Below are 24,547 nucleotides of genomic sequence, written 5' to 3'. Positions count from 1 at the left end.
GTCGCCTCAGGCCACTATTACGGGAGAAGCACGCCCACTCTGGACGATCCCCCGCGTCGCCCAGAGCAGGCGGCAACCCGGCGTGCTCCGTACCGGAACCCGACCGGGATGCCCTGAGTATAGTTGGCTGCCAGCCAGTCAACGCAGGAGTTACAGAATGTCCCCGCGCAGCGCCTCGGTCAATGAAGAACTGCGGCGGCGTTCCCGGGAGCGGCTCCTTCAGGCCGCGGTCGAGCTGGTGAGCGAGCGCGGGTACGAGGCGACGACGCTCGGTGACATCGCGGACCGGGCCGGCTCGGCGCGCGGGCTGGTCTCCTACTACTTTCCGGGCAAGCGGCAGCTGGTCCAGTCGGCGGTGCACCGGCTGATGCACCGCACGCTGGAGGAGGCGCTGGAGCGGGAGCCGCGCACCGAGGACGGCCGGGAGCGGATGGCACGGGCCATCGACGGCATCCTGGGACTGGCCCGGGACCGTACGGTGCTGATGCGCCAGCACATGGCGGGGCTGTTGCAGGCCGAGGGCTTCGTGCAGTGCCCTGAGCAGCAGCGGCTGGCCGAACTGCTGCGGGAGACCGCGGTCCGGCACGGGTCGCAGGACGTCGACCACGACTACCCGATGCTGCGTTCCCAGCTGATGGGAGCCGTCTACGCGATGGTGCTGCCGAACGTGCCTCTGCCGCTCACGACAGTGCGCGCCGAACTGTTCGCACGCTACCGGCTCGACCGGGAGCAGGGGGTCCCGCCGGACGCCGAGGCGCCCGGCGGGAGCTGTGACACCGATCTGTCGCGCTTCTTCGCCACGGAAGCGCTTGCCGAAATCCGGCCGACCTATCGTCAGCCGAACGGAAACCGGTCGACGGACGACCGGCCGACCGACGACCGGCCGACCGGGGTCCGGTCGACCTCGGATCGGTCGACCTCGGATCAGTCGAAGTAGTCAGGCTGCGTCTGGACGTTGAGCTCGGGCAGATGGATCCGCTTCGCCGGGTCCGTGCGCCGGTCGTTCAGCTTCAGCACGTCGAAGCCCTTGGCGATGTCGTTCGAGTAGATGTAACCGTTGTAGTAGTACGCCGACCAGGAGCCGCCGCCCCTCAGCACCTGGGTGTCGAGCGGACCGCGCTCGAAGTAGGCGATCTCCTTCGGCTTCGACGAGTCGGTGAAGTCCCAGACCGAGACGCCGCCCTGGTACCAGGCCTGCACCATGATGTCCTTGCCCTTGACCGGGATCAGCGAGCCGTTGTGGGCCACGCAGTTCTCGGTGTCCGCCTGGTGGCGGGGGATCTTGTAGTAGCCGCGGAAGACCAGCTTGCGCTTGTCGCCCTTGCCGACGATGTCGTAGATGCCGTCGGCGCCCTTGTCCGGGCCGGTCGCCGCGTTGCAGGTGGCGGCGCCGCCGCCCCCCAGCTCGTCGGTGAACACGACCTTGTTCGCCTTCTGGTTGAAGGTCGCCGAGTGCCAGAACGCGAAGTTCACGTTGTCCTGGACCTGGTCGATGACCTTCGGGTGCTCCGGGTCCTTGATGGAGAACAGGATGCCGTCACCCATGCAGGCGCCCGCCGCCAGGTCCTTCGAGGGCAGGACCGTGATGTCGTGGCAGCCGGTCGTCTTGGACACGCCGGGGTTGGTGGGCGAGCCCGGGTTGCCTCCGCCGTCCGGGCCCTCCCCCGGGAACAGCACGGGGAAGCTCACGATCGCTGCCTTCTCCGGCGTCTTGCGCGGCACCTTGATGACCGAGATGCCGTCGTGCGGGGGCTGGCAGTCCGGGTAGGCGGCGTTCGGCGAGTACGAGGAGACGTACACGTAGACGTTCTTGCGCTCGGGCACCAGGGTGTGGGTGTGCGAGCCGCAGGCGGTCTCGACGGCGGCGACGTACTTCGGGTTCGCCTTGTCGCTGATGTCGAAGACCTTCATGCCCTCCCAGGAGGACTTCTCGGTCACCGGCTGCGTGGTGCTGTTGCAACTGCTGTCGCTGCGTGAGGAGTCGGTCGACAGGAAGAGCAGGTCGCCCGAGACGGAGATGTCGTTCTGCGAGCCGGGGCAGAGCACCTGGGCGACGGTTTTCGGGGACTTCGGCTTGCTGATGTCGAAGATGCGGAAGCCGTCGTAGTTTCCGGAGAAGGCGTACTTGCCCTGGAAGGCGAGGTCCGAGTTGGTGCCGGGCAGGGCCTCCTTGGGGATGTTCACCAGGTGCTCGATGTTGTCCGAATGGACGATCTCGTCCTGCCCCGGTATCTCGCCCTCGGCGATCGCCGCCGCCGCCTCGGCCCGGGCGCCCTGGGACACCCGCTGCTCGACGGCGGGGCCGTCCCCCGGGTCGGGGGTCGCGGCCGCCGGGACGGTCGTCAGAAGCGCGGCCAGGAGCCCAGTACACGCGGCGGCCACTCCCAGCCGTCTGCGGCGCGTTCGAAGGTCGTTCAACAGGGTCACTGCGTCCTCCCTTGTTGCCGTTCACACGGAACGGCTCGCGGTGCTCCGAAGTATCGTCTTCATCATGCACATATCAAGGCTCGGCAACGCACTCGTAATGAATCTTTCCGTTCAGTAGCCCGATCCATGGTGCAAAGATCCGGACGAGGGCGGTCCTCGTCCTCAACTCACGTCCTTCAGGAGGTCGTTGTGCTCGTCCGCCGAGTGCCGCTCGTCTCAGCGTCGCTGTTGCTCGCACTCGCCCTCGCGGGGTGCGACTCCGGGCCGGACACCAAGTCGGGCGCGGCCGACGGCCCTTCGGTGATCGCGCCGGGAAAGCCCGGTGAGTCGAACCAGACCCTTTCCGCCCAGGACGCGGCCGATCAGCGCGCCGACGACGACACGCCCAACTCCGCCGACGTCGCGTACGCGCGGATGATGATCCAGCATCATGCCCAGGCCCTGAAGATGACCGAACTCGCTCCGAAACAAGCCGAGTCGAAGGCGGTCAAGGGTCTCGCGGCGCGGATCGGCGCCGCGCAGGGGCCGGAGATCAAGGCCATGGAGGGCTGGCTCGAGACCTACGGCGAGGTCGGGGCGAGCGGCGAGCACGAGCACACGGCGATGCCCGGGATGGCCACCGAGGCGCAGCTGACCGAACTGCGCGCGGCGCACGGCAAGGCGTTCGACGCGCTCTTCCTCACCCTGATGATCACCCATCACGGGGGCGCCCTCAGCATGGCAGCGGACGTCAAGGCACACGGCAACAACGTGCGGATCGAGGAGATGGCGGACGACGTGATCGCGCAGCAGACGAGCGAGATCACACGGATGCGCGGGATGCAGTAGCGGCTCCGGTCGACGCCCCTGCCCGCGGGACCTGTTGACGACCCCCGTCCAAGGTCCCGCCCGCGGATCCGCCGCCTGCCTCGCCACGGGTCCCGCCACCTGCATCGCCCGCACGGGTTCCGCTACCTGCCCCGCCCAGGGGTCCGGCCCACCTGCCTGGCGCACGGACCTCGTCGGCGGGGTTCGGTTACGGCCATCGTCAGCGTCGTGCGTGACGCGGCGTCAGGTAGCCCACGTCGCGTGCCTGTGCGATCAGCCTCAGCGATTTGCGCCGACTGTGTCCCGTCGCGCACATGACCGCGAGGACGGGGTCCGCCCCCTCCTCCTGGGCCGCGCGGTACTCCTGCGCCACCAGCCACCGCCCCTCGAGTCCCCGTGGCCAGGCCGGGCGGGCCCGCCGGGGAGCGGGCGACTCGCCCGGGTAACCGGTGGCGGCCACTGCGCGTACGTCGTCCGCGCCGTCCGGAACACCCACGTCCTCCGCGCGTTGTGCGTCCTCCACCCCGCGCGTGTCCACCACGCCGTGCGCGTCCTCGGCGCCCTCCACGTCCTGCGCGCCGAGGCCGACTCCGGCACAGCGCTCGAACAGGGGCCCCTTGATCCAGTCCGCGAGGACCGTCAGGTCCACGAGCGACAGCGGCGGCTGGGCGCGGACGTCCTCGACGGAGACGCCTTCCTCGCAGACGACGGCCAGCGACTCGACGCGCGCGCCGTCGGTGAACTCCAGCCGGACATGGAACCAGGTGGTGACGCCCCCAGCCTCCTGGACCTGCCACGCGGGCCACACGGAGATCGCGCCGTCCTCGGCGGAACGATCAGAAAGATTAAGAAACGATGCGTCTAGCACACACGCAACGTAACCGCATGATCACTTTCCATACGAACGGACACGCGCGCACCGAGCCCGTACGGCACCCTGTCAGCGGAGCCGACCTGATGCGATGCTGGAGGGACCAGCGATCTCCTCCGTCCCCCTGGGTAAGGAGTTCCGCCGTGCTGCGTGTCGCCGTCGTCGGCTCAGGGCCGAGTGGGGTCTACACCGCCCAGAGTCTGATCCAACAGGACCCCGACGTGCTCGTCGACGTCCTGGACCGGCTGCCGTGCCCCTACGGGCTCGTGCGGTACGGCGTCGCTCCGGACCACGAGAAGATCAAGTCGCTCCAGAACAGTCTGCGCGCGGTGCTCGAGCACGAGCGGGTGCGCTTCCTGGGCGGGATCAGGGTCGGGCCGGACGGGGTACCGCCCGCCCGGCTGCGCGAGCTGTACCACGCGGTCGTGTACTGCGTGGGCGCGGCGACCGACCGGCATCTGGGCGTCCCCGGCGAGGAACTGCCGGGCAGCTGGTCGGCGACGGAGTTCGTGTCCTGGTACAGCGCGCATCCGGACGCCGCTGCCGAGGGGTTCCTGCGGGGCGCCCGCTCGGCCGTGGTGGTGGGTCTGGGGAACGTGGCGGTGGACGTCACCCGGATCCTGGCCCGGCAGGCGGCCGAGCTGAGTCCGACCGACATGCCCCAGGCGGCGCTGACCGCACTGGCCGCGAGCGAGGTCACCGAGATCCACATGGTGGGGCGGCGCGGCCCGTCCCAGGCCCGCTTCACCACCAAGGAACTGCGCGAGCTGGGCGCTCTGCCGGACACCGAGGTGGTCGTGGACGAGGCGGAGCTGGCACTCGATCCGGCGTACGGCGACCCCACCGGACTGCCGTCGGCGCAGCGGCGGAACGTGGAGGTGCTGCGCGGCTGGGCGGCCACACCCGCCCGAGGCGCCCGGCGGCGGATCCGGCTGCGGTTCTTCCTGCGCCCCGTCGAACTCCGCGCCGACGGCGGCCGGGTGGGCGCGGTCCGTTTCGAGCGGACCGCGCCGGACGCGCGCGGCGGGGTGTCGGGCACCGGCCGGCACGAGGACATCGGGGCGCAGCTGGTACTGCGGTCGGTGGGCTATCGCGGGGTACCGCTCGAGGGTCTGCCGTTCGACCCCGAGCGGGGCACGGTGCCGCATCTGGCCGGCCGGGTCCTGCGCGACGGCGCTGTCGCGGCGGGCGAGTACGTGGCGGGCTGGATCAAGCGGGGCCCCACCGGGGTCATCGGCACCAACCGTCCGTGCGCGAAGGAAACCGCCACGTCCCTGCTGGCGGACGGCCCCGTCCTCGCACGGCGGGAGCTGCCCGGCGATCCGCTGGTGCTGCTGCGGGCCGCCGGGGCGGAACCCGTCGAGTGGGCGGGGTGGCTGGCGATCGAACGGGCCGAGGCGGAGCTGGGGGCCTCGCTGGGGCGGGGTGTGGTGAAGCTGCCGGACTGGGCGGCGCTGTGGACCGCGGCCGGTCCGGCCAGGATCGGTGTACGGGACACGCGGCAGCAACATCGGTGAAATCAACAAACTGTTCAAGTCTCGTACGGTCTCGTGCTGTCCGGATGTCGCCACCCCCGCCCGGCCCGCTGTGTCGCGGCCCCCGTTTCCTCCGTCCCCCTCCCCGCCCCGCTCTGGAGTGTCCATGACCACGACCGCGCCCGTTCATCCCGTCGACGAGGTGCCTCCCGCAGGGCAGTTGGCCGCTTTCGGTCTCCAGCATGTACTCGCGATGTACGCGGGCGCGGTGGCCGTGCCCCTGATCGTGGGCGGTGCGATGAAACTGTCGCCCGCCGACCTCGCGTATCTGATCACCGCCGACCTGCTGGTCTGCGGCATCGCCACGCTGATCCAGTGCGTGGGCTTCTGGCGCTTCGGCGTGCGGCTGCCGATCATGCAGGGTTGTACGTTCGCGGCGGTGTCGCCGATGGTGCTGATCGGGACGACGGGCGGCGGACTGCCCGCGATCTACGGGTCGGTGATCGTGGCGGGGCTGGCGATCGTGCTGCTGGCGCCTGTGTTCGGCAGGCTGCTGCGCTTCTTCCCGCCGCTGGTCACCGGCGCCGTCATCCTGATCATCGGTCTCTCGCTGCTGCCGGTCGCGGGCAACTGGGCGGCGGGCGGAGCCGGTTCGGCGGACTTCGGAGAGCCCAGGAACATCGGACTCGCCGGGTTCGTCCTCATGGTGGTCCTCGGCGTGCAGCGCTTCGCACCGGCGTTCCTCAGCCGGATCGCTGTGCTGATCGGCATCGTGGCGGGGCTCGCGGTCGCGGTGCCGTTCGGGTTCACGGACTTCGACGGGGTCGGGGACGCCGACTGGGTCGGCATCAGCACGCCGTTCCACTTCGGCGCGCCCGCCTTCGAGGCGTCGGCGATCATCTCCATGCTGATCGTGGCGCTGGTCACGATGACCGAGACGACCGGTGACCTCATCGCGGTCGGCGAGATGACCGGCCGCAGGGTCGAGCCGCGCAGCCTCTCGGACGGGCTGCGCGCCGACGGGCTGTCGACCGTCCTGGGCGGTGTCTTCAACACCTTCCCGTACACGGCGTACGCGCAGAACGTCGGACTGGTGGGCATGACCCGGGTGCGCAGCCGCTGGGTCGTCGCCACCGCGGGCGGGATCCTCGTACTGCTGGGTCTGCTGCCCAAGCTGGGCGCGGTGGTGGCCGCCGTTCCGGCGCCGGTGCTCGGCGGGGCGGGCCTGGTGATGTTCGGGACGGTCGCCGCGAGCGGTCTGCGGACGCTGGCGGAGGTCGACTTCAAGGGGAACCACAACCTGACGGTGGTGGCCGTGTCGGTCGCGATGGGCATGCTCCCTGTCGGCGTGCCGACGATCTACGCGAAGTTCCCCGACTGGTTCCAGACGGTGATGAACAGCGGTATCAGCGCGGGCTGCCTGACGGCGATCGTCTTGAACCTGCTCTTCAACCACCTGCCCTCGAAGGCCGCTCCGGCACCGGAGACGGTCGCCCTGCCGGCCGGCGGTGGCGAGAAGCCCGCCGGGGACGCCGTGGAGAGGTCCAGGGAAGAGGAAGAGGAAGAGGTCGTCTAGCCGACTGCCGGGGCGGCCTGGCACACCGGCCGCCCCGGAGCCCTCAACTCGCGCCGCACGCAGCTCCGTTGAGCGTGAAGCCGCCCGGCGCCGCACTGTTGCCCGTGTGGTTCGCCTGGTAGCCGATGGTGACGCTCGCGTTGGGGGCGAGTCTGCCGTTGTACGACGCGTTGGTCGCCGTCACCGCTCCGGAGGCCGGCGCGTAGGTGGCGCCCCAGCCGTTGGTGATGGTCTGGCCGGAGGGCAGGGTGAAGCCGAGCTGCCAGCCGTCGACCGTGGTGGTGCCGGTGTTGGTGAGGGTCACGGAGGCGGTCAGACCGGTGTTCCAGGCGTTCGTCGTCGCGGTCACCCGGCAACTGCCGGGCTGGGGTTGCGGGGTGGGGCCGGAGGCGTCCAGGCCGAAGAAGGTGATCACACGCGCGGCCATGCCCCAGGCATACAGGTTGTGGCCCACGCCCTGGAGACTGACGGCCTCCACGGGAGCCTGGTCACCCGTGCCGCCGTACCGGGTGCGGGTCCAGCCCGAGACGGGCGAGTCGGTGACCGCGGGCGTCTGACTCACTCCCCGCACATCGGTCCACTGCTTGATCTCCTCGCCGAAGTTGGGGTAGCGCAGCACGTCGTCCTCGGTGCCGTGCCACACCTGCATGCGCGGCCGGGCTCCGGTGTAGCCGGGGTAGGCCCCGCGGACGAGGTCGCCCCACTCCCGTGCGGTGTGGATCACGGTGCCGCCGGAACAGGCGCTGTTCCACTCGGAGCCGTCGGTGGTGGCGAAGCAGCCGAAGGGGACCCCGGAGAAGGCGGATCCGGCGGCGAACACGTCGGGGTAGTCGCCGAGCAGGACGTTGGTCATCATCGCCCCGGAGGAGATACCGGTGGCGAAGACGCGACCGGTGTCGGCCGCGTAGGCGGCGGTCACCCAGTCGATCATCGACTTGACGCCGACCGGGTCGCTGCCGCCGCCCCGCCTGAGCGCCTGGGACGAGGAGACGTCGAAGCACTTGCTGCTCCGGGTGACGGACGGGTAGACCACCACGAAGCCGTACCGGTCGGCGAGTTGCGCGTACTCGGTGCCGGAGTACATCGCGGGCCCGGAGCCCCCGCACCAGTGCACGGCGACGAGCACCGGCGGGTGGGCCGTGACGGTGGCCGGCGCGTACACGTACATCTGGAGGTCGCTGGGGTTGGCGCCGAAGCCGGTGACCTCGGTGAGGGTGGCCGCGGGGACCGGCGCGGCGGCACGCGTGCGCGCGGAGGCGGCGGGGGCGGTGAGGAGAGCGGCGGTGAGCAGGAGCAGCAATGCACCCAACAGCGAACGCAGGGCTCTCCCAGGCGAGTTCGACACGTGCTTGTCCCTTTCTGGTAGCGGCTCGGGGGACGTCGTACGTGAGGTGCGCGAGCGAAAACGGCGGCTCGGCAGGTGGCGTCGGTGCGTCGGCCCGCCCCTCTTCGGCAGTGGCGAAGGGAAGCGTCCGCCTCGCATGGTGGCATGCGCATGCCCGCCATGGAAGCGCTCCCACGCCAACTCCCCGCAAGCCCTTACCCGTTGACCGGGACCAGGCCGGCTGGCCGAATGTGTTCTGCGCAAAGCGTTGACTAGAAAGCGCTTGCCCCCTACGTTCCGTTCAGCAGTGTGACCGAGCCGCTCACGCCACCCCCATAAAGGGCCGCACCGTCCGCACGCGTCGTCCAACATGGCGCTTGACATTCACATACTTGATCCTCTCCTTTCCCTCGAAGGGATGCCCCCGCATGCGTGTCGGACCCCCACGTACACAAGTGCAAAGACCCTCCCTCGTCGCGGCGGCCGCCTCTCCGGCGACGGCGGCGGTCCTCGCCCTCCCTCGGCGGACCGGCCCCGCGGACACCCATCCGGTCGGGATCGGCGCCGGAAGGCCCTGAACGGCCCGACCGCCCTGACCATCCCGACCCACTCCGACCACTCACCTGGAACGCTCCGGGCCGTCCGGAGCGCTCTCCCCATCCCCCACCTGGAAGAAGGCATCGGGACATGGCTTCACCAGCAAGTTCTGCGACACCTCGGCGCACCCACGGGCGCGCGCTCACCGGCGGGCTGGCCGCCATCGGGCTCACGGTTGGCATGATCATGACCAGTGGAGCCCTCACCCCCGCGAGCGCCGCGACCTGGCCCGGCGCCAACGGCAGCCAGGCGGTCACCGCCACCATCTCGGTCTCCGGCACCAAGGACTACGGGATGAAGCGCCTCTATGGCGACGGTGACCTCGGCACCGGCGGCCAGAACGAGGACCAGGACCCGATCCTCGAGCTCGCGCCCGGCGCGGTCGTGAAGAACGTCATCATCGGGTCGCCGGCCGCCGACGGCATCCACTGCCTGGGCAGTTGCACGCTGCAGAACGTCTGGTGGGAGGACGTCGGCGAGGACGCGGCGACCTTCCTGGGCTCCTCGTCGTCCAACGTCTACACCGTCTCCGGCGGTGGGGCGAAGGAGGCCAGCGACAAGGTGTTCCAGTTCAACGGCGCCGGGACACTGAACGTCTCGAACTTCGCCGTACAGAACTTCGGCACCTTCGTGCGCAGTTGCGGCAACTGCAAGAGCGGTCAGTACAAGCGCACGATCAACCTCAACACCATCGAGGCGACGTACAAGGGCAGTCGGCTCGTCGGCATCAACACCAACTACGGCGACAGCGCGACCCTGAAGAAGATCACCATCGTCGGGGACAGCAGCAAGAAGATCATTCCGTGCCAGAAGTACATCGGCAACAACACGGGCAAGGAGCCGACCACCAACGGCACCGGCGCGGACGGAACCTACTGCAAGTACGCGTCGTCCGACATCACCTACAAGTAGTCCCGCCTCCGGTCCCCCCACGGTAGGAAGGCGGCCGTACGAAGCGTCCCCCGCACGGCGCTTCGCACGGCCGCCGTACCTATGCGTCCGCCACCGACACCGTCGCGGTCAGCCGCTGCCGATGGTGCAGGTAGGCGGTGCGCAGGGCCGGTCCCGGCCAGTCGGCGGGGAGGAGTTCGGCCGGCAGCACCGGGTCGGCGAGCAGATGCCGTACGACCGCCGCGAGCGCAGTGAAGCGGTCGGCGGGCCGGTGGCTCCGTTCGACGTGGGCCAGCAGGACCCGGGCCGTCCGCGCCCAGGCGTCGAGCGGCCACAGCCCGGCGGCCAGGTCACGCGCGGGCGCGTCGGGGCGGGCGGTGAAGTGCTGGAGGACGTTCCCGAGATCCGCGGGCCAGGGCCGGCCGAGGTCGGCGGGCCGCAGCCAGACGCCCTCGCGGAGCTCGGCCAGTCTGAGGGCGGTCAACCGGCCGCGCAGTTCGGCGCGTTCGGCGGGGCCCCGACCGGTGGCGGTGATCACGGCCATCTCCCAGTCACCGTTCCACGCGCGCGTGTCCGGACGCACGGCGTCGTCCTGGCGGCGCTGGCGCTCCAGCAACCGGTCGCTGAGCCGGTACACGCCGTCCGTCCGCCGCAGATCGCCCGCTGTCACCATCCGGCTGAGCGCGGCCCTGACCGTCGATCCGCCGACGCCGAACGGCTCCACTCCGCGCACCAGGTCCTTCGCCGCCAGCTCGGGCGGGTGCGTGCCCAGCAGCAGGCTCAGGACCACCGACCGCGCGGACAGCGGGGGCAGCTCGACCTCGCCGGGCCGCGCCGGCACGTTCATCCGCATGGGGTCGTACTCTACGTGCGCCCACCGTATTGCACTATTGCTACAGCCGTAGAGAAAGTGCAACATGGTCGGCATGGTCCAGATACTCAGCCAGTCGCAGTCCCCGGCGCAGCCGCAGGCCGATCCCCAGGCGCAGCCCCCTGCGTCCGTCCCGGCGGCCGTCACGCACGACGTCGTCAATCAGCCGCCTCCCCTGGCCCCGTACGACGCCTCCGACGACGCGGCCCTGCTCGAAGGGCTGCGGCGGGAGGGCGCCGGGTGGGCGGAGCCGGACGTCCGCCGGATCGGTCTGCTGGCGGGCGGCGTCGAGGCGCAGGAGTGGGGCGAGCTGGCCAACCGGCACGAGCCGACGCTGCGCACCCACGACCGGTACGGCCACCGCGTCGACGAGGTCGACTTCCACCCCAGCTGGCACGAGCTGATGCGGGTCGCGGTCGCGGAGGGGCTGGCCGGCGCGCCCTGGGCGGACGACCGGCCGGGCGCCCACGTGGCGCGCACGGCGGGCGGTCTCGCCTGGGGGCACACGGAGGCCGGGCACGGCTGTCCCACGTCGATGACCTACGCGGCCGTCCCCGCCCTGCGCCGTCAGCCGGAGCTCGCCGCCGTCTACGAGCCGCTGCTGACCGGCCGCGAGTACGACCCGGGGCTGCGGGTGCCGACGCAGAAGCGCGGACTGCTCGCGGGCATGGGGATGACCGAGAAGCAGGGCGGCTCCGACGTCCGGACGAACACGACGGCGGCCCTGCCCACGGCGGAGCCCGGGGTGTACACCCTGCGCGGGCACAAGTGGTTCACGTCGGCGCCGATGTGCGATGTCTTCCTGGTCCTGGCACAGGCGCCCGGCGGGCTGTCCTGCTTCCTCGTGCCGCGTGTGCTGCCCGACGGCACCCGCAACACGTTCCGCGTCCAGCGGCTCAAGGACAAGCTCGGCAACCGCTCCAACGCGTCCTCCGAGCCCGAGTTCGACGGAACCGTGGCCTGGCTGGTCGGACCCGAGGGGCAGGGCGTGAAGACCATCATCGAGATGGTCAACTGCACGCGGCTGGACTGCGTGATGATGTCGGCCACGCTGATGCGCAAGACGCTCGTCGAGGCGGGGCACCATGTGCGACACCGTGCCGCGTTCGGGGCGCGGCTGCTGGACCAGCCGCTGATGCGCAACGTGCTGGCGGACCTGGCGCTGGAGTCGGAGGCCGCCACGACGCTCACGCTGCGGCTGGCCGGGGCGGCCGACCGGGCGGTGCGTGGAGGCGACGACCAGGGGCCCGAGCAGGCCTTCCGCCGGATCGCCACCGCCATCGGCAAGTACTGGGTGACCAAACGCGGTCCGGCCTTCACGGCGGAGGCCCTGGAGTGCCTGGGCGGCAACGGCTACGTGGAGGACTCCGGAATGCCCCGGCACTACCGCGAAGCGCCCCTGCTGTCCATCTGGGAGGGCTCGGGCAACGTCAACGCCCTCGACGTGCTGCGGGCGTTGACCCGCGAGCCGACGACGGCGGACGCCCTGTTCCGCGAACTCGCCCTGGCGCAGGGGGCGGACGCCCGCCTCGACGCCGCCGTCTCACGGCTGCGCACCCGGCTGGGCGGGGCGACACCGTCCGGCGCCCGCCGTCTGGTGGAGCAGATGGCCCTCACCCTCCAGGCCTCGCTCCTGGTGCGGCACGCCCCGCCCGCCGTCGCCGACGCCTTCTGCGCGACCCGGTTGGGCGGCGACTGGGGGTACGCCTTCGGCACCCTCCCGGACGGCGCCGATATCGACGGGATCCTGGACCGGAGCCTGCCCCTCACGAACTGAGCTCGCACGTCCGCGGGCCCGTCGCCGGATTCCGTCGCGTCGTCGGTGGCGTCGTGCCGACCCCCTGGAACACGCCGTCGGCGTGGAGGTCGGCGGTCGACGCCGTGCCCCGTTCGCCGGGCTTCCGCGCCGTCCGGGCGGGGGCGCCGTTCGGATCAGCCCGTCGGGCGGCCCCACAGGGCGTCGAAGCGGGCCCAGTCGGTGTCCCACTGTTCCACGCGGCGGCGTTCCAGGCGGCCGCGCAGGAAGCGGCCGCCCGCGAGAGGCAGGGCGGCCGCGCCGACTCCTGCCAGGCCGCCGACGAGGGAGGCGCGCAGCCTGGCCTGGGCGGCGGTGGCGGGCTTCGTCACCAGCCGGCCCTGCCGGTCCGTCCACACCGTGACCGGGGTTCCCGCGGCGCTGCCGGGTCCGACCCGGACCTGGCCGTTGTGCGCGGACCCGTCCGGCCCGGTCCAGCCGACCTTCGCCCACACCTGGTCGGCGCTGGAGGAACCGCTGACGGCCTTGCCCGGGGCCCGCTCGGTCAGCCGCCCCATGAGGGGCCGCCACTCGACGCGTTCCCGCGCCAGACCGTATTCGACGGATCCGGCGGTCGCCCACCCCGCCAGCACCCCGGCGAGGACGGTCAGCGCCCACACGCCGAGCACGACCCAGGCCTCCACCGCGTCGGCGCGACGCTTGAGCGGGTTGCGCCGCCAGCGCCACAGCCACACCTTCGGACCACGGAACGCCATCGAAGGCTTCCTCCTCATGAGCACATGAACACCACGCCGCCCTCCCATACGGTGCGGGCGGGCCCGATGCTCATGCCGAATCCGTCGCCGTCCCTCGTCCCGACGGTCCCACGGGCCCGGCGCCCGCGCAGGCGTCCCGCCGAAAGTGGCCGACGTCATGCGCTCCCACCCCGCCGTCGCCGCTGTGACCTGCGGCGACGGCGTTTCCAGAGGTGACTGTCAGTGGTGGGGTGCAAACTGGCCGGTGTCTGGGACAAGGACGTCAAAGACACAGCGGAGGTGATCGGCATGACCGAGGTACTGCTCGCCGTGGGCACGCGCAAAGGCCTGTTCATCGGGCGTCGGCGCGGTGGAACATGGGAGTTCGACGAATCCCCCTACTTCAACGCACAGGCGATCTACTCGGTCGCCATCGACACCCGCGGTGACCGTCCGCGGCTACTGGCCGGCGGCGACAGCGCGCACTGGGGCCCCTCGGTGTTCCACTCCGACGACCTCGGCCGAACGTGGACCGAACCGGCCGCACCGGCCGTCAAGTTCCCGCAGGACACGGAGGCCTCGCTGGAGCGGGTCTGGCAGCTGCACCCGGCGGCCGCCGAGCCGGACGTGGTGTACGCGGGCACGGAACCGGCCGCGCTGTACCGGTCGGAGGACCGCGGCGAGAGCTTCGAGCTGGTCCGCCCTCTGTGGGAGCACCCCACCCGCTCGAAGTGGGTGCCGGGCGGCGGCGGGGAGGGCCTGCACACCGTCCTCACCGACACGCGCGACCCGCGGTCGGTGACCGTGGCCGTGTCCACCGCCGGGGTGTTCCGGACGACCGACGGCGGCGCGAGCTGGGCGCCCGCCAACTCCGGTGTCTCCGCGGTGTTCCTGCCCGACCCGAATCCGGAGTTCGGCCAGTGCGTGCACAAGGTCGCGAGGGACGCGGCGAACCCGGACCGCCTCTACCTCCAGAACCACTGGGGGGTCTACCGCAGCGACGACAGAGGCGGGCGGTGGACGGACATCGGCGCGGGCCTGCCCTCCACCTTCGGCTTCGCCGTCGCCGCGCACCCGACCCGCGGGGACACGGCGTACGTGTTCCCGATCAACGCCGACGCGGACCGGGTGCCCGCCGACCACCGCTGCCGGGTCTTCCGTACCTCGGACGCGGGCGAGAGCTGGGAGCCGCTCACGTCCGGCCTGCCGCAGGAGGACCACTACGGCACCGTGCTGCGGGACGCGCTGTGCACGGACGACGGGGACCCGGCGGGCGTGTACTTCGGCAACCGCAACGGCGAGGTGTTCGCCTCGGCCGACGACGGCGACAGCTGGCGGCAGTTGGCCTCGCACCTGCCGGACGTCCTGTGCGTACGGGCCGCGGTGGTGGGATGAGCCGAGCTGGACGCGAGGGGCGGCCGCCCGGCCTTGGCCATCGGTTGATCACCGCCGTGTGTACGGCAGTAGGGTGACGCCGTGGCACCACGACCCTTGCATGAAATCGTCGAACCGGGCTGGGCGAAGGCCCTCGAACCTGTCGCCGGGAGGATCGCCGAGATGGGCGACTTCCTGCGCGCGGAGATCGCCGCGGGACGTACCTACCTACCTGCCGGACAGAACGTCCTGCGTGCCTTCCAACAACCCTTCGACGACGTACGCGTCCTGATCGTCGGACAGGATCCGTATCCGACGCCCGGGCACGCGGTGGGCCTGTCGTTCTCGGTCGCCGCGGAGGTCCGGCCGCTGCCCGGCAGCCTGATCAACATATACCGGGAGTTGACCACCGACCTGGGCCTGCCCCAGCCGTCCGACGGTGACCTGACGCCGTGGACGCGACAGGGGGTGCTGCTGCTCAACAGGGCGCTCACCACCGCCCCGCGCAAGCCGGCCGCGCACCGCGGCAAGGGGTGGGAGGAGGTCACCGAGCAGGCGATACGGGCGCTGGCGGCGCGCGGCAAGCCCCTGGTCTCCATCCTGTGGGGCCGCGACGCCCGCAACCTGCGTCCGCTGCTGGGGGACCTGCCCTCGGTGGAGTCCGCGCACCCCTCGCCCATGTCGGCGGACCGCGGCTTCTTCGGCTCGCGACCGTTCAGCAGGGCGAACGACCTGCTGGTGCGGCAGGGAGGGCAGCCGGTGGACTGGCGCCTGCCGTGACCGCCGGCGCCAGTCCGGGCGACGGCCGCGGGGCTGGGGCTCCGGCGCGGGGGCCGGGGTCGGGACCGGCACTGCGATCGGCTCCGGCACCGTGACCGGCTCCGGCGACAGCGGCCGCCACAACCACGGCGACGCCGTCCTCGCCGTGGATTCGGGCGGTTCCGGTCTGCGGGTCGCCTTGGGGACCGCCGAGCTGGGTGCCCTGGCCCGGCGCTCTTCGCCGGTGCCCGTGCGCATCGGCGCGCGGGGCATCGACCCGGACCACCTGATGGAACAACTGGTCCCCTTGGTAAGGACGTTGTCGGCCGAGACCGGTATCTCCCGGCCGGCCACGGCGGTCGTCGGCGCGGCCGGCCTCAGCACCTTGGGCGACGCGCTGCGCGCCGAGCTGCCGGGCGCTCTGACGCGGGAGTTCGGCGTCCGTACGACCGCGCTCGCCGCCGACGCCGTCACCGCCTATGTCGGCGCGCTCGGACCGCGGCCGGGGGTCGTGGTGGCGGCGGGCACGGGCCTGATCGCCATCGGCACGGACCTGACGGCATGGCAGCGGGCGGACGGCTGGGGCCATCTGCTGGGCGACTGCGGAAGCGGCGCCTGGATCGGACGGGCCGGTCTGGAGGCGGCCCTGCGCGCGTACGACGGGCGTCCCGGCGGGTCCGCCGCGCTGCTGGTCCGGGCCGAGGAGCGGTTCGGCCCGATGCCAGAGCTGCCCGGCCGGCTCTACCCACGCTCGGATCGCCCGGCCGTGCTCGCCTCCTTCGCGCCGCAGGTGGCCGACTGCGGCCCGGACGACGTGGTCGCCGCCGGCATCCTGCGTACGGCGGCCCGGCACATGGCCGAGTCGGCCGCGGCCGTCTGCCCGGCCGACGGAGAACCCCGGCTCGCCCTCACCGGGGGTCTGTTCGGGATGGGCGACCCCCTCCTCGTTCCGCTGGCAGAGGAACTGACCGGACTGCTGCCGCATGCCCTGCGGGTGCCCGCCGAGGGTGATCCGCTGGACGGCGCCCTGCGCATCGCCACCGAACTGGCGACGGGCACGCTCACACTGCCGAGCGAGGAGAGACTGCTGTCGGTGAAGGGCCCCGCCTGATGCGTCGTGCGCAGGGAACGTACGTCATACCCCAAAAGGGGGATTCCACCCTCCGGGGGCAAGTCGCCCGGAAAACACGCTGATCACTTCTGATCCGTACGTAACTCATCAGACAAAACCGGACGGATACCGCTCACGTGCACCCTCCCCGAACAGGGGAGCCCAGGAAGCCAGTAACATGCGTCGCCATGAGCTCCCCCACTGGGCCCGCGTCCGGCCTGCCAGTACGAATGCCGCGACCTCGCCAGCCCGGGCGGCACCGCCGACCCGAGCCGCTGGCGGCTCCCGAGGGCGCGCCCGCGCTCGTCCTCGCGGTGCCGGGCCCGCCGAGCGCCGCGACCCGCGGTCTCGCCGAGGAGATCGTGAGCATCGCCCGTTCCGAGCTGCCGGGTCTCGACGCCCGCATCGGTTACCTCGACGGGGACGACACCGGTTTCCCGACCGTGCAGTCCATCCTCGTGCACGCCGCCGACGAGCGCACCGCCCGCTTCGAGCAGGCCCGTGCGGCCGGTCTGGACGTCAAGGAGCCCGACGGTCCGGTCGCCGTCGTCGTGCCCCTGCTGGCCGGGCCCGACAGCGCGCTGCTGCGCCAGGTCCGCCAGGCCGTCATGGAGAGCCGGATCGCGGCCGAGCTGACCGACGTGCTCGGCCCGCACCCCCTGCTCGCCGAGGCCCTGCACGTGCGGCTGTCCGAGGCCGGTCTGGCCCGCGCCGACCGCGCCCGGCTGTTCACCGTGGCGACGGCCGCGGACGGCATCATCCTCGCCTCCGTGGGCGGCGAGGAGGCCGTGCAGGCCGCCGGGATCACCGGCATGCTGCTCGCCGCGCGCCTCGCCGTGCCGGTGATGGCCGCGGCTCTCGACCAGGAGGGTTCCATCGCCTCCGTCGCCGAGCAGCTGCGCTCCTCCGGCTCCCAGCAGCTGGCGCTGGCGCCGTACCTGATCGGCCCGGAGATCGACGCCACGCTGATCGAGGAGGCGGCCAGGGAAGCCGGTTGCGCCGCCGCAGAGGCGCTCGGCCCGTACCCGGCCATCGGCAAGCTCGCGCTGGCCAAGTACACGACCGCCCTCGGCATCGCCCCGCCGCAGCCGCAGGGCGCGCCGGTCCGCTAGCCGACTGTCCGGACGCAGCACGAACGAAGGGCCCGCTCCGAGTCGGAGCGGGCCCTTCGCGTCGGCCCGGGACCGGGGCACCCGCCCGCGCCCGGGCAGGGTGGGACCAGCACGGAGCCGACACAGACGCCGGGCCGACGCGGCGCGGCACCGACACGGATACGCTCCACGCCCGGCGCGCCACAGGACCGGGCAAGGACCGGCACGGAGCCGGCAGAGACGCCGGGCCGGCGCGGCACCGACGCAGATACGGCCACGACGGCCACCCGGGGCGCCACACGCCCGACCAGGGTGGGCGAAGGGCGGAGCCGGTACAGGTACGGGAGCGGCGCGAGCCCGGAACGGGAGCGGCGCGAGCCCGGAACGGGAGCGGCGCGAGCCCGGAACGGGAGCGGCGCGAGCCCGGAACGGGAGCGGCGGAGGATGCGGATGCTGGGAGGGGTCAGCCGAGGATCACGCAGGAGGCGGCGGGGACCGGGATCGAGCCGGCTCGTCGGGGCAGGCCGGTCTTCGGGTCGAGGGCGAACCAGGTGACGTCGCCGGAGCGTTCGTTGGCGACGTACAGGAAGCCCCCGGACTCGGCGACGGCCCGCGGCCAGTGTCCGGCGCAGGGCACGGTCCCGACCAGCCTCAGTGCCTCACCCGCGCCCTCCACCGCGAACACGGAGAGCACGTCCTCGCCGCGGGTGGCCGTCCAGACGAACCGGCCGTCGGGCGAGACGGCGACGCCCGAGGGGTAGGCGTCCCCGGCCGGGGCGCCGGGCAGCACGGCGGCCTCGGCCAGCGGCTTCAGCGAGCCGTCCGACGCGTCCCAGCGGCAGACGGTGAGGGTCGGCGTGAGTTCGTTCACCACGTAGGCGTACCGGCCGTCCGGGTGGAACGCCAGGTGGCGCGGCCCGGAGCCGGGGCGCAGCGCGTGCTCGCGGTGCAGGACGGGGCTGCCGTCGCGCAGGGCGCACACGCGTACGGAATCCGTACCGAGGTCCACGCTGACCGCCCAGCGTCCGCTCGGGTCGGGCTGTACCTGGTGGGCGTGCGGGCCCTGCTGACGCCGCGTGTGCGGGCCCGAGCCGGTGTGCCGGAGGATGCCGGAGGCGACGCGGGCGAGGGTGCCGTCCGGGCGGACCGGGACGGCGGTGACGCTGCCGGAGCCGTAGTTGGCGGTGAGGACGTGTCCGTCGAACACGCTGAGGTGCGTGGGGCCGCTGCCGCCGACGGGCACGGGCTGCCCGATCTGTTCCGGCGCGTCGCCCGTCACCCGGTAGGCGGCCACCGCGCCGTCCGCCGTCTCACTGACCGCGTACAAAGTGTCCCCGGTGGCCGAAAGGGCCAGGTAGGAGGGGTCAGGGACGCCGTTCACGCTGTTCAGGGCGGTGAGCGCGCCACTGGCCGGATCCACGGCGGCGGCCACGATCCCGGGCCCTCCAGCCGCCGTGAACGAGCCGATGAACGCCCGCCGTCGCCTTACGCCGAGGTCTGCCACCGCTGTCCCCTCCCGGGTCGCCGCTGCCGCTGCTGACGCTGCTGCTCGGGGTGACGGTAGCAGTCGATCACCAGCGGTCTAGACCAGGCACGCTCGCTCGTCCGGGCGGAGGACGCCCGGAGAGCGGACCGTCGCGTCGGACCCCGGCCCGCTCAGGCGCCGATCGGGACGCGGCCGGAGCCGCGCAGGGGCACGGCCAGTTCGAGAAGGGCCCGCTCCAGGGCGTGCAGATGGGCCAGCACCGGCTCGGTGGCCGCGCCGAGGGGCCCTGCGACGGTTTCCGGCGGGTGACGCCGGCCGGAAACCGTCGCAGGGGTGGTGAGCGCCTCGACGGCGGCCTCCACCCGCCGGCAGGCGGCGACGAGCCGGGCGTCGTGCGAGGCCTCGGGGTCGGCGGCGACCGAGGCCAGCCCGCGCGCCTCACGGGCGCAGTCGTCGAGCAGCGCCAGCACGTGCCGGGCGCGGCCCCTGCGCGCCCGCAGGGGGCTGAGCGGATGCACCAGCGGCGCCAGGGACAGCCGCACCCGGGCGAGGATCTGCTCCAGTTCGACCACCCGCCGGGCCGGGTCCGCCGTCGCGGAACCCGCGAGCCGGGCGGCCGCCTCGGCGGTGCACAGGTGCACGCAGCGCAGCGCCCGCTCCACCCAGGCGTCGGTCACGGAGTGCGTGGTCACCGGGAGCACCAGCAGGACCGCCAGCGCAGCCCCCAGCGCCCCCACGGCCGTCTCGGTCACCCGCAGGGCGAGCAGCGCCGGATCGAGCAGCCCGAGCAGCCCGTACAGCGCGCTCGCCATGACGGTGACGGCGAGCATCATCCAGGTGTACGACACGGCGGCCGAGTAGAAGATCCCGAAGACGGCCGCCGCGACGACCAGGGCGGTCGCCACCGGCTCCCCGTGCAGGGGCACGGCCACGACCAGGCCCAGCACGATCCCGAGGACGGTCCCGAGGAACCGCCGGAACCCCCGCACGAGGGTCTCGCCCCGCGAGGTGGTGTTCACGAACACCCACCAGGTGGCGCCCACGGCCCAGTACCACCGCTGGTCCGACAGCGCCTGTCCGGCGACGAGGGCGATCCCGGCGCCCACGGTCGCCTGCGTCGCCTGCCGCGTCGTGATCCGCGCCAGCCCGGTCCCGCCGGCCGGCGGGGCGACGGCAGCCGGCGTCGGCAGCCGTCGTTCGTAGGGCCACACCCCGAACCGCACCGCGGACGACGCGGCGATCGACAGCAGGACGGCCGCCCCCAGCTCGGGCAGCTGGCCGGGAACGGTGTGCAGGAACTGGGCGGCGAAGAAGGTCATGAACGCGAAGACCCCGAGCGAGTGCCCGCGCGGCCCCCAGCGCCGTGCGTACACCCCCGCGCCCACGACGGCGAGGAAGGCCGCGTCACGGACGACCGGAACGTCGTGCAGAACGGCCGCGAGGGAGAGCACCGGCAGCCCGACGACCGGGAGCAGAGCGGTCGTCACGGCCTGTCCGCGCACCGTGGCGTCGGTGACCGTGAACAGCGCGAGCAGCGCGGCCAGGCCACCGGTGATCGCGGCCACCAGCGAGTGCCCGGCCAGGCCGCACAGCGTGACGGCGAGTCCGATGCCGAGCACGGCCCGGGAGGCGAACCGCAGTCGCACCCGGCCGGGATCCGGTGCCACGAACGCCCTCTTCAGCAAGTCGCCCCGCCCTTTCCCCACCCTGACGCCCCACCCTCGCGGGTGAGCGCATGAAAAAGGCGCCGCGGAGGTCCGCAGCGCCATCGACTCCGTCATTTGAGCATCTGGAGGGCTTCTGGTTCAACAGGACTCGGATTCACTGGGCCAATGGATCAACAAGAGGGGGCGCCGTCACGCCATCAGCCTGCCAACGGCACACCCGTGTCGGTGACGCCCTCGGCACCTGTGGCCCGGGCCCCGTCCGTCAGGCTGGGCCATTGGTACAGTCGGCGCCGATCACGAACGCGCGAGGAGGACCGCCGGATGGCCGTGGACGAGCTGGACACCCGCATCCTGCGCCTGCTGCTCGAGCAGCCGCGGACGAGCGTGCGGGAGTACGCCCGGCTCCTCGGCGTCGCGCGGGGCACCCTTCAGGCCCGTCTCGACCGGCTGGAGCGGGACGGCGTGATCACCGGCACGGCACCGTCGCTCTCGCCCGCCGCGCTGGGTCACCCGGTGCTCGCGTTCGTGCACATCGAGGTCACCCAGGGCCACCTCGACGACGTGGGCGACGCGCTGGCCGCCGTACCGGAGATCGTGGAGGCGTTCTCCATCACCGGCGGCGGCGACCTCGTCACCCGGGTCGTGGCGCGCGACAACGCGCACCTGGAGGACGTGATCCAGAAGCTGATCAGCCTCCCGGGCGTGGTCCGCACGCGCACCGAGGTCGCGCTGCGCGAGCGCGTGCCGCACCGGCTGCTGCCGCTGGTGGAGTCGATCGGGCGGGCCGTCGGCACGTAGCGCGGTCTCCGCAACTTTCCGTCCCGTCAGGACCGTTGACGCTCCCTCATCACCCCAATAACGTCTGGTCGACCATCCGCACACCGTTCGTGATATCGAACGGCGGTGTGATCATCTGTGGACCCGAGGAGCAGCACCCATGGCACCGCCCCTCAGCCGACGGACCCTTTTCCAGAGCGCGATACTCGCGGCAGCCGTTCCCGCCGTCGCCGCCACGGCCGTCGGCAAGGCCTCGGCCGCCGCGCTCCCGCCCTCGGCCGCCTGGTCCCTCCGGCCCTTCGGCCTCGAGGACGTCACGCTCGGCGCCGGTGTCTTCGCCGCCAAGCGGCAGCTGATGCTCGACCACGCCCGCGGCTACGACGTGAACCGGCTGCTCCAGGTCTTCCGCGCCAACGCGGGCCTCTCCACACTCGGCGCGGTCGCCCCCGGCGGCTGGGAGGGCCTGGACGGGGAGGCCAACGGCAACCTGCGCGGCCATTACACCGGCCACTTCCTGACCATGCTCTCCCAGGCGTACGCGAGCACCGGCGAGCAGGTGTTCGCCGACCGGATCCGCACGGCGATCGGCGCGCTGACGGAAGCGCGTGAGGCCCTGCGGCGGCACCCCGTCGTCCTGAGCACCGACGGGAGGTTCGGTACGGCCGTGGAGAACGTCCGCGGCTCCTACCGGTACGTCGACCTGCCCTCCGGCGTCCTCGGCGGCGCCACGCAGGTCACCCTGGCCGCCTGGGTGAAACCCACCCACGACGCCGGCTGGACCCGGATTTTCGACTTCGGCGACGACACGACCCGTTATCTCTACCTGGCCGCCCGCAACGCGGGCGGGGTGCCCCGGTTCGCCATCACCACCGGCGGGGCGGGCGGCGAACAGGGACTCGACGGCACGGCCGCGCTGCCCCTGAACCAGTGGAGCCACCTCGCGGTGACGCTCACCGGCGGCACCGGGACCCTGTACGTCAACGGCACGGCCGTGGCCCGCAACACCGCCATGCCGCTCACCCCGGCCGCCCTCGGCACCCTCACCGGGCACTGGCTCGGCCGGTCCCACTACGCGTCCGACCCCGTCTTCGCGGGCGCCTTCGGCGGCTTCGACGTCTGGTCGCGTGCGCTGACCGCCGACGAGGTCGCCGGGCTGCAGAGCGGGCGGGCGACCGGCGACCTCGCCTCGTACGCCTTCGACGAGACCTCGGGAGGCACGTTCGCGGACGCCTCCGGGCGCGGCCTGACCGCGACCCTGCGCCGCACCTGGGGCGGGCCCAGCCATCCCGGGTTCCTCGCGGCCTACCCGGAGACCCAGTTCATCCTGCTGGAGTCGATGACCGGCAGCGACTACACGAAGGTGTGGGCGCCCTACTACACCGCCCACAAGATCCTCAGGGGTCTGCTGGACGCGTACCTCGCCACCGACGACGACCGCGCCCTCGACCTGGCGTCCGGGATGTGCGACTGGATGTACTCCCGGCTGTCGAAGCTGCCCGCGGCGACGCTCCAACGCATGTGGGGCATCTTCTCCAGCGGGGAGTTCGGCGGCATCGTCGAGGCGATCTGCGATCTGCACGCGCTGTCCGGCAAGGCCGAACACCTCGCGCTGGCCCGGCTGTTCGACCTCGACAAGCTGATCGACGCCTGCGCGGCCGACACCGACACGCTCGACGGACTGCACGCGAACCAGCACATCCCGATCTTCACCGGGCTGGTGCGGCTGTACGACGCCACCGGGGAGACGCGCTACCTCACGGCCGCGAAAAACTTCTGGCGCATGGTCGTACCGCACCGCATGTACGGCATCGGCGGCACCAGCACGGCCGAGTTCTGGAAGGCGCGGGACGTCATCGCGGGGACGATCGGCGCGACCACCGCCGAGACGTGCTGCGCGTACAACATGCTGAAGCTGAGCCGGACGCTCTTCTTCCACGAGCAGGACCCCGCGTACATGGACTACTACGAGCGGGCCCTGTACAACCAGGTCCTCGGCTCCAGGCAGGACACCCCGGACGCGGAGAAGCCCCTGGTCACGTACTTCATCGGGCTCAGCCCGGGCCATGTCCGCGACTACACCCCGAAGCAGGGCACGACGTGCTGCGAGGGCACCGGCATGGAGAGCGCCACCAAGTACCAGGATTCGGTGTACTTCCGCGCCGCCGACGGGGGCGCGCTGTACGTCAACCTCTACAGCCCGTCCACGCTCACCTGGGCCGAGAAGGGAGTCACCGTCACGCAGAGCACCGACTTCCCGCGTGAGCAGGGCAGCACGCTCACCGTCCGGGGGCCCAGGACGGCCTTCGCTCTGCGGCTTCGCGTGCCCTCCTGGGCGACGGCGGGTTTCCGGGTGACGGTCAACGGGCGCAGGGCCGACGGGACGCCGACGCCCGGCAGTTACTTCACGCTGTCGCGGACCTGGCGCGACGGGGACGTCGTCCGGGTGGCGATGCCGTTCCGGCTGCGGGTGGAGAAGGCGCCGGACGACCCTGCCCTGCAGACCCTGTTCCACGGCCCGGTCAACCTCGTCGCCCGCAACTCCGCGACCACGTACCTGGAGTTCGGCCTCTACCGCGACGCGGCCCTCTCCGGCGACCTCTCGCCCACCCTCGTGCCGGTGAGCGGGAAACCGCTGCACTTCACGCTCGACGGCACCGAGTTCGCCCCCTTCTTCGAGGGCACGGAGGATCCGACGCACGCCTATGTACGGCGGGCCGAGCCCCGGATCGTCTTCGGCAACACCGACTCGGGCGTGGCCAACCCGGCGAAGACGGACGGCACCACCCTGCTCGACGAGGTGTGGGCGGGCGCCCCGTTCAGCGGGAAGCCCGCGCTGGTGGCGCGGGTGCGCACGGTGGTGGACGCGTGGGTGGCCGCCGGGCTGCTCGGCGCGGCCGACGGAGCGAAGGCGGTGAGCACCGCGAGCGCGGCGACGTACAAGCCCTGACGGTGC

Annotated in this window: 19 protein-coding genes; 12 read left to right on the top strand and 7 right to left on the bottom strand. The window is 72.2% G+C overall.

Annotated features, from left to right (window positions below; translation table 11 throughout):
• The first annotated feature begins 157 nt into the window (after window positions 1-157).
• Window positions 158-937, top strand: coding sequence for a TetR/AcrR family transcriptional regulator (locus ACIPFH_RS36750; RefSeq protein ID WP_401833548.1), 780 nt, complete (start codon window positions 158-160; stop codon window positions 935-937).
• Here ACIPFH_RS36750 and ACIPFH_RS36745 read toward each other — a convergent pair.
• Window positions 925-2,427: an LVIVD repeat-containing protein gene (locus tag ACIPFH_RS36745; protein WP_401833550.1), complete on the bottom strand. Its 1,503-nt coding sequence runs from the start codon at window positions 2,425-2,427 to the stop codon at window positions 925-927. The genes ACIPFH_RS36750 and ACIPFH_RS36745 overlap by 13 nt on opposite strands.
• Before the next feature lie 189 nt (window positions 2,428-2,616).
• On the opposite strand from ACIPFH_RS36745, the gene ACIPFH_RS36740 reads away from it, so the two are divergent.
• Entirely contained in the window at window positions 2,617-3,255 is a 639-nt protein-coding gene (locus ACIPFH_RS36740; protein ID WP_401833553.1) for a DUF305 domain-containing protein, read from the top strand.
• 199 nt (window positions 3,256-3,454) lie between these two features.
• Here ACIPFH_RS36740 and ACIPFH_RS36735 read toward each other — a convergent pair whose 3' ends face one another.
• A complete protein-coding gene (locus ACIPFH_RS36735; RefSeq protein WP_401833613.1) occupies window positions 3,455-4,048 on the bottom strand; it encodes a DUF6214 family protein in 594 nt (197 codons plus the stop codon).
• A gap of 200 nt (window positions 4,049-4,248) precedes the next feature.
• On the opposite strand from ACIPFH_RS36735, the gene ACIPFH_RS36730 reads away from it, so the two are divergent.
• Window positions 4,249-5,622, top strand: coding sequence for an FAD-dependent oxidoreductase (locus tag ACIPFH_RS36730; protein ID WP_401833555.1), 1,374 nt, complete (start codon window positions 4,249-4,251; stop codon window positions 5,620-5,622).
• Window positions 5,623-5,746: 124 nt separating this feature from the next.
• Window positions 5,747-7,156: a nucleobase:cation symporter-2 family protein gene (locus ACIPFH_RS36725; protein ID WP_401833558.1), complete on the top strand. Its 1,410-nt coding sequence runs from the start codon at window positions 5,747-5,749 to the stop codon at window positions 7,154-7,156.
• 43 nt (window positions 7,157-7,199) lie between these two features.
• On the opposite strand, the gene ACIPFH_RS36720 is transcribed toward ACIPFH_RS36725, so the two are convergent.
• Window positions 7,200-8,501, bottom strand: a complete 1,302-nt coding sequence (locus tag ACIPFH_RS36720; RefSeq protein ID WP_401833561.1) for a PHB depolymerase family esterase — start codon at window positions 8,499-8,501, stop codon at window positions 7,200-7,202.
• Window positions 8,502-9,167: 666 nt separating this feature from the next.
• On the opposite strand from ACIPFH_RS36720, the gene ACIPFH_RS36715 reads away from it, so the two are divergent.
• Window positions 9,168-9,989, top strand: a complete 822-nt coding sequence (locus ACIPFH_RS36715; RefSeq protein WP_401833563.1) for a pectate lyase — start codon at window positions 9,168-9,170, stop codon at window positions 9,987-9,989.
• Window positions 9,990-10,068: 79 nt separating this feature from the next.
• Here ACIPFH_RS36715 and ACIPFH_RS36710 read toward each other — a convergent pair whose 3' ends face one another.
• Window positions 10,069-10,821: a PaaX family transcriptional regulator C-terminal domain-containing protein gene (locus ACIPFH_RS36710; protein WP_401833565.1), complete on the bottom strand. Its 753-nt coding sequence runs from the start codon at window positions 10,819-10,821 to the stop codon at window positions 10,069-10,071.
• A gap of 64 nt (window positions 10,822-10,885) precedes the next feature.
• Between ACIPFH_RS36710 and ACIPFH_RS36705 the strand changes: the two genes are divergently transcribed.
• Entirely contained in the window at window positions 10,886-12,616 is a 1,731-nt protein-coding gene (locus ACIPFH_RS36705; protein WP_401833567.1) for an acyl-CoA dehydrogenase family protein, read from the top strand.
• Between the two features lie 155 nt (window positions 12,617-12,771).
• Here the strand turns inward: ACIPFH_RS36705 and ACIPFH_RS36700 are convergent, their stop codons facing one another.
• Complete coding sequence (locus ACIPFH_RS36700; RefSeq protein ID WP_401833569.1) at window positions 12,772-13,350, bottom strand: hypothetical protein; 579 nt, start codon at window positions 13,348-13,350, stop codon at window positions 12,772-12,774.
• Between the two features lie 222 nt (window positions 13,351-13,572).
• Between ACIPFH_RS36700 and ACIPFH_RS36695 the strand changes: the two genes are divergently transcribed.
• From ACIPFH_RS36695 to ACIPFH_RS36680, 4 genes are all read left to right on the top strand, one after another.
• Window positions 13,573-14,724 (top strand): exo-alpha-sialidase, encoded by a 1,152-nt coding sequence (locus ACIPFH_RS36695; protein ID WP_356249428.1) that lies wholly within the window; start codon window positions 13,573-13,575, stop codon window positions 14,722-14,724.
• Between the two features lie 81 nt (window positions 14,725-14,805).
• A complete protein-coding gene (locus ACIPFH_RS36690) occupies window positions 14,806-15,483 on the top strand; it encodes a uracil-DNA glycosylase (protein WP_356249426.1) in 678 nt (225 codons plus the stop codon).
• A gap of 91 nt (window positions 15,484-15,574) precedes the next feature.
• A complete protein-coding gene (locus ACIPFH_RS36685; RefSeq protein ID WP_401833572.1) occupies window positions 15,575-16,573 on the top strand; it encodes an N-acetylglucosamine kinase in 999 nt (332 codons plus the stop codon).
• Between the two features lie 188 nt (window positions 16,574-16,761).
• The gene (locus ACIPFH_RS36680; RefSeq protein WP_356249422.1) at window positions 16,762-17,685 is read left to right on the top strand and encodes a hypothetical protein; all 924 of its coding nucleotides are present in this window, start codon (window positions 16,762-16,764) and stop codon (window positions 17,683-17,685) included.
• A gap of 442 nt (window positions 17,686-18,127) precedes the next feature.
• On the opposite strand, the gene ACIPFH_RS36675 is transcribed toward ACIPFH_RS36680, so the two are convergent.
• Both ACIPFH_RS36675 and ACIPFH_RS36670 read right to left on the bottom strand, forming a co-directional pair.
• Window positions 18,128-19,168 (bottom strand): lactonase family protein, encoded by a 1,041-nt coding sequence (locus tag ACIPFH_RS36675; protein WP_401833574.1) that lies wholly within the window; start codon window positions 19,166-19,168, stop codon window positions 18,128-18,130.
• Between the two features lie 152 nt (window positions 19,169-19,320).
• Window positions 19,321-20,835, bottom strand: a complete 1,515-nt coding sequence (locus ACIPFH_RS36670; RefSeq protein WP_401833576.1) for an FUSC family protein — start codon at window positions 20,833-20,835, stop codon at window positions 19,321-19,323.
• Between the two features lie 303 nt (window positions 20,836-21,138).
• Between ACIPFH_RS36670 and ACIPFH_RS36665 the strand changes: the two genes are divergently transcribed.
• Window positions 21,139-21,615, top strand: a complete 477-nt coding sequence (locus ACIPFH_RS36665; RefSeq protein ID WP_356249416.1) for an Lrp/AsnC family transcriptional regulator — start codon at window positions 21,139-21,141, stop codon at window positions 21,613-21,615.
• A 139-nt stretch (window positions 21,616-21,754) separates the two neighbouring features.
• Complete coding sequence (locus tag ACIPFH_RS36660; RefSeq protein WP_401833578.1) at window positions 21,755-24,541, top strand: beta-L-arabinofuranosidase domain-containing protein; 2,787 nt, start codon at window positions 21,755-21,757, stop codon at window positions 24,539-24,541.
• The last annotated feature ends 6 nt before the right edge of the window (window positions 24,542-24,547 follow it).

The organism is Streptomyces sp. NPDC088157 (assembly GCF_044741545.1).
Lineage (GTDB): Bacteria > Actinomycetota > Actinomycetes > Streptomycetales > Streptomycetaceae > Streptomyces.
Note: the sequence above shows the minus strand (reverse complement) of the source record. Positions and strands in the feature narration are given on the sequence as shown.

Excerpts from the sequence above, each read along its gene's own strand:
- ACIPFH_RS36750 (WP_401833548.1), top strand. The coding sequence starts at position 158 with ATGTCCCCGCGCAGCGCCTCGGTCAATGAAGAACTGCGGCGGCGTTCC.
- ACIPFH_RS36725 (WP_401833558.1), top strand. The coding sequence starts at position 5,747 with ATGACCACGACCGCGCCCGTTCATCCCGTCGACGAGGTGCCTCCCGCA.
- ACIPFH_RS36715 (WP_401833563.1), top strand. The coding sequence starts at position 9,168 with ATGGCTTCACCAGCAAGTTCTGCGACACCTCGGCGCACCCACGGGCGC.
- ACIPFH_RS36710 (WP_401833565.1), bottom strand. The coding sequence starts at position 10,821 with ATGCGGATGAACGTGCCGGCGCGGCCCGGCGAGGTCGAGCTGCCCCCG.
- ACIPFH_RS36705 (WP_401833567.1), top strand. The coding sequence starts at position 10,886 with ATGGTCGGCATGGTCCAGATACTCAGCCAGTCGCAGTCCCCGGCGCAG.
- ACIPFH_RS36700 (WP_401833569.1), bottom strand. The coding sequence starts at position 13,350 with ATGGCGTTCCGTGGTCCGAAGGTGTGGCTGTGGCGCTGGCGGCGCAAC.
- ACIPFH_RS36680 (WP_356249422.1), top strand. The coding sequence starts at position 16,762 with ATGAGCTCCCCCACTGGGCCCGCGTCCGGCCTGCCAGTACGAATGCCG.
- ACIPFH_RS36665 (WP_356249416.1), top strand. The coding sequence starts at position 21,139 with ATGGCCGTGGACGAGCTGGACACCCGCATCCTGCGCCTGCTGCTCGAG.
- ACIPFH_RS36660 (WP_401833578.1), top strand. The coding sequence starts at position 21,755 with ATGGCACCGCCCCTCAGCCGACGGACCCTTTTCCAGAGCGCGATACTC.